At 70.4% G+C, this 12885-nt stretch carries 9 protein-coding genes and 1 pseudogene; 7 read left to right on the top strand and 3 right to left on the bottom strand.

Annotation, left to right across the window (positions count from 1 at the left end):
* Positions 1–95 precede the first annotated feature (95 nt).
* The 3 genes and pseudogenes from ABT232_RS11910 to ABT232_RS11900 all read right to left on the bottom strand — a co-directional run.
* A complete protein-coding gene (locus ABT232_RS11910; RefSeq protein WP_351839181.1) occupies positions 96–1541 on the bottom strand; it encodes a dihydrolipoyl dehydrogenase family protein in 1446 nt (481 codons plus the stop codon).
* Positions 1542–1616: 75 nt separating this feature from the next.
* Positions 1617–2060 (bottom strand): VOC family protein, encoded by a 444-nt coding sequence (locus ABT232_RS11905; RefSeq protein WP_351839180.1) that lies wholly within the window; start codon positions 2058–2060, stop codon positions 1617–1619.
* Positions 2061–2209: 149 nt separating this feature from the next.
* Positions 2210–2393 (bottom strand): annotated as a pseudogene (locus ABT232_RS11900) (DsbA family oxidoreductase); the annotation flags it as partial.
* Between the two features lie 725 nt (positions 2394–3118).
* Between ABT232_RS11900 and ABT232_RS11895 the strand changes: the two are divergent.
* The 7 genes from ABT232_RS11895 (at position 3119) to ABT232_RS11865 (ending at position 12785) form a co-directional block, all read left to right on the top strand.
* Positions 3119–4168, top strand: a complete 1050-nt coding sequence (locus tag ABT232_RS11895; protein ID WP_351839179.1) for an LLM class flavin-dependent oxidoreductase — start codon at positions 3119–3121, stop codon at positions 4166–4168.
* Positions 4161–5192 (top strand): LLM class flavin-dependent oxidoreductase, encoded by a 1032-nt coding sequence (locus ABT232_RS11890; protein WP_351839177.1) that lies wholly within the window; start codon positions 4161–4163, stop codon positions 5190–5192. The genes ABT232_RS11895 and ABT232_RS11890 overlap by 8 nt, the downstream gene beginning before the upstream one ends.
* Before the next feature lie 100 nt (positions 5193–5292).
* The gene (locus ABT232_RS11885; RefSeq protein WP_351839175.1) at positions 5293–5982 is read left to right on the top strand and encodes an NADPH-dependent F420 reductase; all 690 of its coding nucleotides are present in this window, start codon (positions 5293–5295) and stop codon (positions 5980–5982) included.
* 696 nt (positions 5983–6678) lie between these two features.
* Positions 6679–7299, top strand: a complete 621-nt coding sequence (locus ABT232_RS11880) for an ester cyclase (RefSeq protein WP_351839173.1) — start codon at positions 6679–6681, stop codon at positions 7297–7299.
* 112 nt (positions 7300–7411) lie between these two features.
* Positions 7412–8176, top strand: coding sequence for an SDR family NAD(P)-dependent oxidoreductase (locus ABT232_RS11875; protein WP_351839171.1), 765 nt, complete (start codon positions 7412–7414; stop codon positions 8174–8176).
* A gap of 355 nt (positions 8177–8531) precedes the next feature.
* Entirely contained in the window at positions 8532–10070 is a 1539-nt protein-coding gene (locus ABT232_RS11870; RefSeq protein WP_351839170.1) for an extracellular catalytic domain type 1 short-chain-length polyhydroxyalkanoate depolymerase, read from the top strand.
* 321 nt (positions 10071–10391) lie between these two features.
* A complete protein-coding gene (locus tag ABT232_RS11865) occupies positions 10392–12785 on the top strand; it encodes a ricin-type beta-trefoil lectin domain protein (protein ID WP_351839168.1) in 2394 nt (797 codons plus the stop codon).
* Positions 12786–12885: the final 100 nt, after the last annotated feature.

Genomic DNA, 12885 nt, shown 5'->3' with positions numbered 1-12885 from the left:
CGGGGTGAACCGGTGCGGGTTCACCCCGCGGCTTCATGCCGGGCGGGTGCGCCGCGATTGCGGCACGACTGCGCCCGCTGACGACGGCCCGCGGGTCAGCCGCCGTCGCGGTACGTCTCCAGCAGCCTCAGCCACACCTCGCCCAGCGTCGGGAAAGCCGGTACGGCGTGCCAGAGCCGTTCGACCGGTACTTCCCCGGCGACGGCGATCGTGGCCGAGTGGACCAGTTCCGCGACGCCGGGGCCGGCGAAGGTGACGCCGACGACGGTGCCGCGGTCGGGGTCGACCAGCATGCGCGCCCGGCCGCGGTAGCCGTGGGTGTACTGGTGCGCCCCCGCGAGACGGCCGAGGTCGTAGTCCACCACCTCCACCCGGCGCCCGGTCCGCCGCGCCTCCTGCGTGGTCAGGCCGACCGAGGCGATCTCTGGCGTGCTGAAGACGACCTGGGGTACGGCTGTGTGGTCGGCGGTCGCGACATGCGCGCCGTACCGGGTGACATCGAGGGGCTCACCCTTGGCGCGGGCGCCGATGGCGGCCCCGGCGATCCGGGCCTGGTACTTGCCCTGATGGGTCAGCAGCGCCCGGTGGTTGACGTCTCCCACGGCGTAGAGCCAGCCGTCGGCCACCGCCGTGACCCGGAAGGTGTCGTCGACGGCGAGCCAGTCGCCGGGAGTCAGGCCGACCGTCTCGAGCCCGACGTCGGTGGTCCGCGGGGCTCGGCCGGTGGCGACCAGGATCTCGTCCGCGGACAGCTCTTCGCCGTCGGTGAGGACGATGCGCACCTCGCCGTCGGGGCCGCCTTCGCGGGTCACCGAGGCGACCTCGGTCTTCAGTCGTATGCCGACACCGGCTGCGCGCAGTTCCTCGGCGACCAGCTCGCCGGCGAACGGTTCCATCCTCGCCAGCAGCCCGCCACCACGGACCAGCAGGGTCACCTGCGAACCGAGCGCCTGCCACGCGGTGGCCAGCTCGACGGCCACCACACCGCCGCCCACCACCGCGAGCCGGTCCGGGACCCGGTCGGCGCTGGTGGCCTCGCGGTTCGTCCAGGGGCGGACGGCGTCGAGTCCCGGGATGTCGGGCCAGGCGGTGCCCGTGCCGGTGCTGAGCACGACGGCGTGCCGTGCCGTGAGGTGGACGACCCCGCCGGTGCCGGTGTGCACCGACACCTGCCGAGGACCGGTGAGCCGGCCGTGACCGCGGACGAGGTCGACGGAGACGGAGTCGAGCCAGTCGACCTGGTCGCCGTCCGTCCAGTGGTTGGCCAGCTCGTCACGGTGGGCGAGGACCGCGGCCGCGTCCAGCGGCCCGTCCACCGCCCGGTTCAGTCCGGGCACACCGCGGGCGTCGGCACGGGCCACCACGGGCCGCAACAGCGCCTTGCTGGGCTCGCAGGCCCAGAAGGAGCACTCCCCGCCGAGCAGCTCACGTTCCACGATCACGGTGCTCAGGCCGGCGGCGCGGGTGCGGTCGGCCACGTTCTCGCCGACCGGGCCGGCGCCGATGACGACCACGTCGTAGGTGCGGGGAGTCCCTTCCATCACTGCTCCTGTCACTGGTTCCGTGGCGCGGTCCGGTAGCGCGGGCCGGCCTGCGGTGCTGGTGCCGGCTCGCCGTCAGCGACCGGGCAGGCGTGTGGTCACTTCCTGGAGCACCCACCCGTTGCCGTCCGGGTCGCTGAACGCGGCGAACGAGCCGTAGCTGGCGCGCGTCGGGTGCGGACCGCTGACCCGGCCCTCCTCCGTGCCGCGGTGGAAGACCCCGCCCGCGTCGTGGAAGATCTCGCCGATGTCGATACCGCGGGCGGCGAGGTCGGCGTGAGCCTCCTCGATGTCGTCCACGACGAGGTGAAGTCCCTGCACCGACCCCGGTGCCGCCGTGGTCACACCGGTGCCGAAGAGGATCGAGCTCTGCGAGCCGGGCGGCGTCAGGTGCACCACCCGGTAGCTGTCGTCGGCGACGTAGTCGACGTCCAGGCGGAAGCCCAGCGCCTCGTAGAACGTCTTGGCCCGGTCCACGTCGGAAACAGGCAGCACCACAACTTCGAGTTTCAGGTCCATTGCGCTTTCGCTCTCCTGGCCGGAGGTGCCGCATCGACGTGCGTCACCTGTTCAAGTGGTGACGAGTTTGGCACTGCCGTCGTCACCTGTCAAGCAGGTTACGGTGGCGTCGCTCACTCCTCGCGCACGACGCCCCTCGGCTCACTCGCTCAAGCCGCCGGCCGGTCGGTCCAGGCCTGCTGCAGGGCCCGGGTGAACGCTTCGGGCGACTGGACGCCTTGGACCCCCGTAGCGCCGGTCCAGCACGAAGAACGGCACGCCGCTCGCACCCGGTTCGGCGGCCGGGCGCTCGCCGGCCCGCCCCTGTTCGGCGTACGTATCGCCTTCCGGGTCGATTTCGCGGAGGAGTGGTCCGTCCGCGACCGCCGGACCCTGACCGACGCGGCCGTCGAGGCGGGACTGGACGCCGAGGAGGCGCGCGGAGTGCTCGACGATACGGACGAGCGCGGGCGGCCGGTCGACAACACTGGGTGCTGTCAAGCAATGAACGAGATGCGGCGGCGAAGATGTCTGACGAGGGTTTCAAGGTCCCTTCTCGGATGCGATCCAGGGGTGGTCTGCATTTCGCGCAACATGCTTGACTGGGCAAGTGTCTGGTTATTCGTGACGCGGGCGGCGGCGGCCCCTGGGCTCGAACGTCGCCGTCCGGCCACCGTCGGGGTGCCCGCCCCCGGTTCAGCGGTTCCGGTGTAACTCCGTCCATGCACGCAGTGCTGCCGCGGCATCGCCCGCGGCGGCGATCTGCTGCTCCGTGAGCGGGTCGAGGAACAGCTCCCGGATCGCGCGCAGGTGCGGAAGGGCCGCGGCCCGGAAGGCCTCGGCGCCTTCGTCGCTGGGCGTCACTGGAGGCGCGCGGTGAGCTCGGCGCGGAGCGTTTGTGCGGTCTCGATGAAGTCCCGCCAGATCCGCAATTCCTCACTCGTGGGATATGCCCTGCCTCGCGGACCCGTCACTGACACCCTCCCGATTGACTCGTCAAGCATCTTCATAGATGCTTGACGAGTCAATTAATAGTCCGGACGGTCCGGCCGTTCGGTAGCCGCCTGGGGAAGGACACCATGACGGCGACCACCTTCGAGATCGGGCTCAACACCTTCGGAGAGGTCGCGACCGATGACGGCCGCGTCCTCTCCGACGCCGAGACCCTACGGCTGCTGGTCGAGGAGGCCGCGCTCGCGGAGGCCTCCGGCATCGACGTCTTCAGCGCCGGAGAACACCACCGGGCGGGGCATGTCGACAGCGCCACTCCCGTGCTGCTCACCGCCCTCGCCACGGCCACCGACCACATCCGCCTCGGCACCTCCGTGACCGTGCTGAGCACCAACGACCCCGTACGGCTCTATCAGGCGTTCTCCACCCTGGACGCCGTCTCCGGCGGCCGCGCCCAGCTCGTACTGGGACGTGCCTCCGCCACCGACTCGTTCCCGCTGTTCGGCTACGACCTCACCGACTACGAGCAGCTCTTCGACGAGAAACTGGAACTCTTCATGCGCCTCCAACGGGAGGAGGCGGTGACGTCGTCCGGGCTCCACCGGGCCCCACTCGTCGAGCAGCGCCTGCGTCCCCGGATGCGGCCGGGCGGAATCCCCACCTGGATCGGTGTGGGCGGCAGCCCCAGCTCGGTCATGCGCGCCGCCCGCCACGGTCTGCCCCTGATGCTGGCCGTCGTCGGAGGACACCCGCGGCGTTTCGCCGGCCAGGTCGAGCTCTACCAACGGGCCCTGAAACAGTCCGGACATCACCCGCGACCCGTCGGCCAGCACTCCCTGGGTCTCATCGCGGACACCGACGAGGAGGCCGCCGAGATCTGGTGGCGGTACTGGCAGCCCGTCGTGGGCCAACTGGCCGGGGAACGAGGCTTCTACGCGCCGACCCGTGAGCGCTACGAGGCGGAGATCGCCGACGGCGCGCTCTACGTCGGCTCTCCGGAGACCGTCGCCCACAAGATCGCCAAGGCCGCCCGCGACCTCGGGCTGAGCCGCTTCGACCTCAAGTACGACATCCTGCACCTGCCTCGCCAGGCCCGCGCCCGCACGATCGAACTCCTGGGCCGCGAAGTCGCCCCACGCGTGCGGGAACTGCTCACCAAGGAGCCCGCCCATGTCTGACCTCGTTCTCGGCCTGGACACGTTCGGCGACGTGCCCGTCGACGACTCCGGCGTCCCGCTCAGTCACGCCGCGGCGATCCGGCAGGTCGTCGACGAAGCCGTTCTCGCGGACGAGACCGGCGTCGACGTGCTCGCCGTCGGCGAGCATCACCGCCCCGAGTGGGCGGTGTCGACCCCGGAGACCGTGCTCGCCGGCATCGCCACGCGCACCCGGAGCATCCGCCTGTCCTCGGGCGTGACCGTGCTCAGCTCGGACGACCCGGTACGGGTGTTCCAGCGTTTCGCGACGGTCGACGCGTTGTCCGGCGGCCGCGCCGAGGTCATCCTCGGCCGCGGCTCCTCCACCGAGTCGTTCCCCCTCTTCGGCTACGACCTGAGTCGGTACGAGGTGCTGTTCGAGGAGAAGCTCGACCTGTTCGTGCGACTGCTGAAGGAAGAACCCGTCACCTGGAAGGGCACCGTGCGGGCCCCGTTGGAGAACGCCGAGGTCTTCCCCAGGACCGAGTCGGGTCACCTGACCACCTGGGTCGGCGTCGGCGGCTCGCCGCAGTCCGTCGTCCGCACCGCACGCCACGACCTTTCGCTCATGCTCGCGATCATCGGCGGCTCCCCGGAACGCTTCATCCCCTACGTCGACCTCTACCAGCGCGCGACGGCCCAGTTCGGCACGACCGCCCACCCGGTGGGCATGCACTCGCCGGGCTTCGTCGCCGACACCGACGAAGAGGCCCGGGAGGCGTACTGGCAGCCGTACCGGGAGATCCGCGACCGCATCGGCGCGCTGCGCGGCTGGCCCCCGTTGCGCCGGGACGAGTACGAGGCGGAGATCGGCCACGGCTCCCTCTACATCGGCTCACCCGAGACGGTCGCCCGGAAGATCGCCCGGGTCGTACGCAAGCTCGGCGTCGGCCGGTTCGACCTCCTCTACACCGCGGGAGCGCTGCCGACCGGTGCCCGCCTCCGCGCCGTCGAGCTGTACGGCACGAAGGTGATCCCCCTGGTGCACGACATCCTGACCGGCTGACCTGAAGGAAGCGGGAGGAAGCCGAAGGAAGCCGAAGAGGACCGAAAAAGAACCAAGAGAACCAAGAGAACCAAGAGAGCCAAGAGAGCCAAGAGAACCGATGGACATCACAGACGTGCGCACGATCGGAATCCTGGGCGCCGGGAAGGTGGGCACCGTACTGGCCCGGCTCGCCCTGAAGGCGGGTTATCGCGTGCTGATCGCGGGCTCGGGGGAGGCGGACGCCGTCGCTCTCACCGTGGAGATCCTCACCCCCGGCGCGGTCGCGGTCACCGCGGCCGAGGCCGCCGCCGGGGCCGACGTGGCGATCCTGGCCCTGCCCCTGGGCAAGTACCGCACCATCCCGGTGGACGCGCTGCGGGGCAGACTGGTCCTCGACGCCATGAACTACTGGTGGGAGGTCGACGGCATACGCGACGACTTCACCGACCCACGCACCTCCACCAGTGGGATCGTCCAGGCGTTCCTGCCGGACTCCCGCGTGGTCAAGGCGTTCAACCACATGGGCTACCACGACCTCGAGGACGAGGCACGGCCCGCCGGAGGCGCCGGCCGCAAGGCGATCGCCATCGCCGGTGACCACCCCGAGGACACCGCCACGGCCGCCCACCTCGTCCAGGCGCTCGGCTTCGATCCGGTCGTCGCCGGCTCCCTCGCCGACGGCGTACGGCTGCAGCCCGGCACCGAGCCCTTCGGCGCCCATGTCGATGCCGACAAACTGCGCGCCATGCTCGACCGGTTCCCGGAGACCGAGCACGGCCGAGCGGTGAGCGGCGCGCGCACCGGCTGACAGAGCCGCTCGGGCGCGACCGGCCCACCGGAGATGACTCCGGCGGGCCGGGCCGCGCACGTGGATCAGTGCACTTCGTGCGGCGTGTGCGCCTCGATGGCCGCGAACCCGTCACCGGTCCGGTGCTCCCGACCGGGCACCGCGCCGTCGATGCCCGTCGATGGCTGCGCCGATCCGCTGCCGGGACGGCCGGAATTCTCGGGCGCCGAAACCGGGGCGGGACGCGCGAGTCTGCGGTGCCGCCCATGTCCCGGGCACGGAGCACCGTCCGTCGTGCGGCAGTCCTCGTCGGCGCACTTGCCCCGGTGCCGGCCAGTGCCTGGTCGGGCGAGAGTGGCCGCGGCCCAGGAGCGATCGCGCTGGGTGTCGGTGATGACGTGGGGCATGCTTCTGTCCTTCTTCAGGTGGGGGTTCCGGTCCGAGCGGCCGGCACGGGCACCGGCGTGGACGACACCGGCGTCGACGACACACATAGGTGATCGACGGATCACCACACTATGAGATGTAGTTGCGCAGTCAAGTAAATCTGAGGACTGTGATCGACCTTGCATCCCCGCCTGGCAGGCGAGTTGGTGATGTCTTCGATTCATGCGCCCAGTTGGGAATGTCTTGACGTTCTTCGAGGTTGAGGCACATGCTTGACGCGTCAAGTAAACGGCGAGTCGGCGAATCCGACCGTTTCCTCAGGAGTGATCCGTGATTTCCCAGAAGGACTTCGAGAGCGCATCAGCCCTCACCTCCACCTCCACGCGCCGGCCTCGCGGAAGGCTGATCGGGGCCGTGGCGGGCCTCGCTGTCGCCGCCGCGCTGACCGCGGTGACCGTCCCTGCGTCGGCGCAGGGCCAGGCGCCGCAGCCCGCGTCCTCGGCGGCCGCCGACCACCGGCACCACCTCTCCCCGGCGCAGGTCGCCTCGGCGTTCTACGCCAGCTACAACGGGGACCTGGCGGCCGGCTTCGACCGCTACATCTCGAAGGACCTCGTCCTGCACGGCTTCAACGGGCCCGAGGACCGCGAGGCCTGGCTCGCGGGCGACCTCAACATCAAGGCAGGGCTCACCGGTTTCAAGCTGACCGTCCTCGACCAGATCGTGGCGGGCGACAAGGTCGTCACGCGCTGGAGCTTCACGGGCGTCCACACCGGCACGGTCTTCGGCATCCCCGCCTCCGGCCGCGAGGTCACGCTCAGCGGAATCTCCATCGACCGTGTGAAGCAGGGCCAGTCGGTCGAGCACTGGTCGGAGGGGAACTTCGGCAGGTTCCTGGACGAACTCCGTGGTGCCACGCCTCCCGTCACCGTCACCCCCAGCAGCAGGTAGCCCCGCGTCGCCCCGGCCCTGGCGCGACTCGGGGCCGGGGCGGCCGGCACCACCCCAGCACACCCGCGCGGTGCACCCCCGCACCGCGCAACTCGGAACCAGGAGCAGTTCCATGGGAACACTCGACGGCAAGGTAGCGCTCATCACCGGCACCGCCGGAGGCATGGGGCGCGTCGCGGCACTCGTCTTCGCGAGAGAGGGCGCACGGGTCGTGGGCGCCGACATCCAGGCCGAGGCCAACGACGAGACCGTAGAGCTCGTACGCCGCGCGGGCGGCGAGATGACGGGCATCGCACCGGTCGACCTCACCGACCCCGACGCGGTGCGGCAGTTGGCGGAGGACGCCGCCGCTGCTCACGGCGGACTCGACGTGGTCTACAACAACGCGGCGATGCAGCGGTTCGGCCCCATGCCGGACTTCTCGGTGGAGGACTGGAGGGCGACCGTTGCCGGTGAACTGGACACCCCCTTCTTCGTGTCGAAGTTCACCTGGCCGCATCTGGTCCGCCGCGGCGGTGGCGTCATCATCAACGTCGCGTCGGAGGCCGGCCTGATCGCCGGGGCGACACCCCCGATGGTCGCGCACACGGCGGCCAACGCCGATGTCATCGGCATGACGCGGCAGCTCGCGCTGGAAGGCGCCCCCCACGGCATCCGTGCGGTGGCGATCAGCCCCGGCCCGGTGCTCACCCCGGCCAGCGACCGTGACCTGGGGGACGACCAGGCCGCTCGTGACGCGATCACCAGCAAGACGCTCCTCAAGCGCTTCGCCCGCCCCGAGGAGATCGTCGAGCTGGCCGCGTTCCTCGCTTCCGACCGAGCGGGATACATCACGGGTGCCAACTACGCGGTCGACGGCGGTGCGAGCGCTTGGTGAGAGGAGCCGGTGCCGTGCCCGGCTGCGCAGCCGACGCGGCGGGCACGGGGCCCGCGCTCACCTTCGGGGCTCTCGCCGACGCGGGCCCACCCCGACCGGCGACCGGCTCGAAGGCCGGCTCCGACAGCGAGCCGCGCTGGCTCCCCGAGTCGGCCGATTCACGACCGTTCCGCTAGCAGACGCCACCGGACAGCACAATCTGTCCGACTGCACATCGTGGCCGGCGGGGTGTGGGGCCGCACGCCATACCGTTGCATGTTGAACGACCTTTACGGTGCCGGGCACCACGCCGCTTCTCCCGCTGCACGCCACGGGAGCGACCCGGTGTGGCCGCCACGACACCGAAGGAGCCGCCATGCAGTCGCCGCCTCCCGGAGGAACCGGAACCCCGCCGTCCCACAGGCCCGCCGCCACGCCCGACCGGCCGCCCGCCCGCCGAGCGGAGCCCGCGTGGCGGGGATGGCTGTCCCGCCTCGTGGCCGTCGTCGCCCTCGTTCTCGTCGGAGCCCTCGCCGGTCCCGCGCCGAGCGCCCACGCGGCGGTCGGCCTGACCAAGGTCACCGGGTTCGGCACGAACCCCGGCCAGCTGAACATGTACGTGTACCGGCCCGCGTCGCTGCCCTCGAACCCGGCGGTGGTGTTCGCCCTGCACGGCTGCACGCAGAACGCCCAGGGCTATGCCGACAACTCCGGTCTGCCGCAACTCGCCGACCGTCACCGCTTCTTGCTGGTGTTCGCGGAGACCACGTCCGCCAACAACATCAACAAGTGCTTCAACTGGTTCCAGAGCGCCGACAACCGCAGGGGGCAGGGCGAAGCCGCCTCGATCCGGCAGATGGCCGCGCACACCGTCTCCGCCTTCGGTGCCGACGCCCGGCGGACCTACGTCACCGGCCTGTCCGCCGGAGGCGCCATGACGTCGGTGATGCTCGCCGCCTACCCGGACGTCTTCCAGGCGGGCGCGGTCGTCGCCGGTCTGCCCTACGGCTGCGCGGGCGACGTCAGCAGCGCCTACACCTGCATGAATCCCGGAGTGGAGGCGACGCCGGCCCAGTGGGCCCAGCGGGTGCGCGACGCCTTCCCCTCGTGGACGGGACCCTGGCCGCGGGTGGCCGTCTGGCACGGCGACCAGGACACCACCGTCGTGCCGCGCAACGCCGACGAGCTCAGGGACCAGTGGACCGCGCTGCACGGTCTGTCCCAGACGCCCGGCCGGACGTCCGTGATCGGCCCGAACTCCACCCGCCACGAGGAGTATCCGGCCGCGGACGGCTCGGTGGCCGTCGAGGTGAACCGCGTGCCGGCCATCGGTCACGGCACCCCGGTCGACCCGGGCAGCGGATCCCAGCAGTGCGGCGGCACCGGCGCCGCCTACTTCCTGGACTCGATCTGCTCCAGCTACTGGATCACCCAGTTCTTCGGCCTGGCGGACTCCGCCCCTGAGCCCGGTACGCTGCCCGCCCCGACCGGCCTGACCACGACGGGAGCCACGGACACCACCATCAGCCTGCGCTGGAACGCGGTCGACGGCGCCGACGGCTACGTGATCCACCGTGACGGCGTCGCGCTGGCCACGTCGGGCTCCACGTCCTACACCGACACCGGCCTGTCAGCGGGCTCGTCCCACACCTACGCGGTCGCCGCCCGGGTCGCCGACGGCAGGACGGGACCGCTCTCCGCCACGGTCACCGGGCGGACCACCGGCGGCACGGCGGCCTGCTGGACCGCCAGCAACTACGCCCACGTACAGGCGGGACGCGCCACGACCAGCGGCGGCTACACCTACGCCAAGGGCTCCAACCAGAACATGGGCCTCTACAACACCTTCGTCACCCACACGCTCAAGGAGTCGCCCGTCGGCTATTTCACCGTCGCGGACGGAGCCTGCCCGTGACGTGACCCGGCTCGGCGTGAGCACGACCCGGCCCGAGCTGACCTGACCTGACGTGATGTGACGCGACTTGACTGGCCCCGACCTGGCCCGAGTCGCCCGTTGGCCCGGCCGGGACTTTGTACGCATCGATGACAAAGTATGGACGGCCGTAGGAGAAGTCCCTACTGTGTCGGGCGCGGCGGAGAAAGCCTCACCGGTTCGGGGTGTGCCCATCCGTCGCACTCACCCCCCGTATCCGGGGCGACGGCGCGCCCCGGCAGCGGTGGATCTCCCACTTACCCGATCGAGTCCCTCATGCCCGAGGGACCGTCAGGAGGGCACGTGTATCCACGGCTGTACCCTCGCCGGCCGGGCGGACGCCTGGCCGGGACGCTCCTCGCCTCGTTACTGATCCTCGGCCTGTCGTCGTCGCCCGGAGCGGCGGACGACTCGGCCGCCGCGGACCTGCCTCCGCAGGAACCCGGCGTCACGCTGCGCGTCTTCGACATACAGGCGCCGCTGAACGAGATCTGCACCCTCAAGGCCGGACAGACTCCGAACATCGACAAGCTGATGCCGGTGATCGACTGGTCCTCGGCCGACCAGTTCGGTCTGGAGACAAACTTCGTCACCCACGTCATCGGCAACCTCGACGCCCCCGCGGCGGGCGGCTACACCTTCCGCCTGACCAGCGACGACGGGTCCCGTCTGTGGATCGACGACCAGGTGGTCATCGACCATGACGGCCTCCACGGGGCTGAGCCCAAGGAAGGCACGGTCAACCTGACGGCCGGCCACCACTCGCTGCGCGTCGAGCACTTCGAGCGCGACGGCGGCCAGCAGCTCACGCTGGCCTGGAAGCCTCCTGGCGCCTCCGCCTTCGGCGTCGTACCGAACTCGGTACTCAGCACGGACGCCGGCGTCGTACGCGTGACGGCGCCGGGCCGCAAAGAGTGCGAGGGAGGCACGGACTCTCCCGGGGACGGTCTGCCGCTGACGGGCGTGCACCCGAACTACAAGCTCACCAACCTCAGACCGAACGGCTTCGAACCGCAGGTCTCCGCGATGGACTGGCTGCCTGACGGCCGTCTGGCCATCGCCACCTGGGGCGGCAGCAACAACACGGCCGGCGAGGTCTACCTGCTGAGCAACGTCACCGGCGACACCGGACCCGACAAGGTGACGGCGAAGAAAGTGGCCTCGGGTCTGAAGGAGCCCATGGGCATCAAGTACGTCGACGGCAAGCTCTACGTCTCCCAGAAGCACGAACTGACCGAACTGAACGACACCAACGGGGACGAAGTCACCGACCAGTACCGGCGCGTGGCGACCTGGCCGTTCGGCGGGAACTTCCACGAGTTCGCCTTCGGGCTGCTCCACAAGGACGGCTTCTTCTACCTGAACCTGTCGGTCTCCATCAACTACGGCGGCGCGACGACCGACCCCCAGCCCGCGCCGAACCGCGGCAGCACCATCAAGGTGAACAAGGCGACCGGAGAGGTGTCGTACGTCGCCGGCGGTCTGCGCACGCCGAACGGCATCGGCTTCGGCCCCGACGGCGACATCTTCGTCACGGACAACCAGGGCGGCTGGCTGCCGTCCTCGAAGCTGCTGCACATCAAGCAGGGCCGGTTCTTCAACCACTACACCAACCCGGACGGGCCGTTCGACTCCCAGCCCGTCACCAAGCCGGTGCTGTGGCTGCCGCAGAACGAGATCGCGAACTCCCCGAGCACACCGCTTCAGCTGAAGGACGGGCCGTTCGCCGGGCAGATGCTCTTCGGTGACGTCACCTACGGAGGGATCCAGCGGGCCTTCCTGGAGAAGGTGGGCGGCGAGTACCAAGGGGCGGTCTTCCGTCTCACTCAGGGCCTGGAGGCCGGAGTCACCCGGATCAGCGTGGGCCCGGACGGCGCCCTGTACGCCGGCGGCCTGGGCGCCGGCGGCAACTGGGGCCAGGAGGGCAAGCTCAGCTTCGGTCTGCAGAAGCTGACTCCCAACGGCGGCAACGCCTTCGACATCCGGGCCATGCGCGCGGTGACCGGCGGCTTCCAGCTGGAGTACACCCAGCCGCTGTCGACGGAGACCGCGGCGGAACTGGCCAAGCGGTACAAGATCAAGCAATGGCGCTACGTACCGACGGCCGACTACGGCGGCCCCAAGATCGACGAGGAGGCGCTGACCGCGCAGTCGGCCACCCTGTCCGCCGATCGCAAGACCGTCACGCTGACGATCCCCGGGCTCAAGACCGACCGGGTCGTTCATGTGCGCTCGCCCCGCCCCTTCAGCTCGGCCGACGGTCAGCCGCTGTGGAGCACCGAGGCGTGGTACACGCTGAACCACCTGCCCGGCACGTCCACGGGTGAGGTGAAGGGAGTCAACGGCAAGTGCCTCGACGTCGACAACGCCCAGACGGCCGACGGCACGAAGATCCAGCTGTGGACCTGCAACAGCACCGGCGCCCAGCGGTGGACGCTGCCGGGTGACGGAACCGTGCGCGCCCTCGGCAAGTGCCTGGACGTGTCCGACGGCGGCAGCGCCGACGGGACGAGGGTCCAGCTGTGGACGTGCAACGGCACCGGCGCCCAGACCTGGCAGGCCCAGGCCGACGGCACCGTGCGCAATCCCCGGTCCGGAAAGTGCCTCGACGCCTCCGGCGGCACCTGGAACGACGGCACCCCGGTCCACCTCTGGACCTGCCACACCGGCCCCAACCAGAAGTGGACCCTGCCCTGACGTTCGAACCGCCCGGACGCCATGAAGAAAATCTGTCGCGGTCACAGTAGACATTGGTTCGCGGCAGGGCTACTGTTTCTCATGTACCTCGAAAGTCGAT

Source organism: Streptomyces sp. NPDC001532 (genome assembly GCF_040298625.1).
Lineage (GTDB): Bacteria > Actinomycetota > Actinomycetes > Streptomycetales > Streptomycetaceae > Streptomyces.
Note: the sequence above shows the minus strand (reverse complement) of the source record. Positions and strands in the feature narration are given on the sequence as shown.

What these genes read in the sequence shown, in the direction of transcription:
- ABT232_RS11910 (WP_351839181.1), bottom strand. Translation starts at nt 1,541, where the DNA reads ATGGAAGGGACTCCCCGCACCTACGACGTGGTCGTCATCGGCGCCGGC.
- ABT232_RS11905 (WP_351839180.1), bottom strand. Translation starts at nt 2,060, where the DNA reads ATGGACCTGAAACTCGAAGTTGTGGTGCTGCCTGTTTCCGACGTGGAC.
- ABT232_RS11895 (WP_351839179.1), top strand. Translation starts at nt 3,119, where the DNA reads ATGACGGCGACCACCTTCGAGATCGGGCTCAACACCTTCGGAGAGGTC.
- ABT232_RS11890 (WP_351839177.1), top strand. Translation starts at nt 4,161, where the DNA reads ATGTCTGACCTCGTTCTCGGCCTGGACACGTTCGGCGACGTGCCCGTC.
- ABT232_RS11885 (WP_351839175.1), top strand. Translation starts at nt 5,293, where the DNA reads ATGGACATCACAGACGTGCGCACGATCGGAATCCTGGGCGCCGGGAAG.
- ABT232_RS11875 (WP_351839171.1), top strand. Translation starts at nt 7,412, where the DNA reads ATGGGAACACTCGACGGCAAGGTAGCGCTCATCACCGGCACCGCCGGA.
- ABT232_RS11870 (WP_351839170.1), top strand. Translation starts at nt 8,532, where the DNA reads ATGCAGTCGCCGCCTCCCGGAGGAACCGGAACCCCGCCGTCCCACAGG.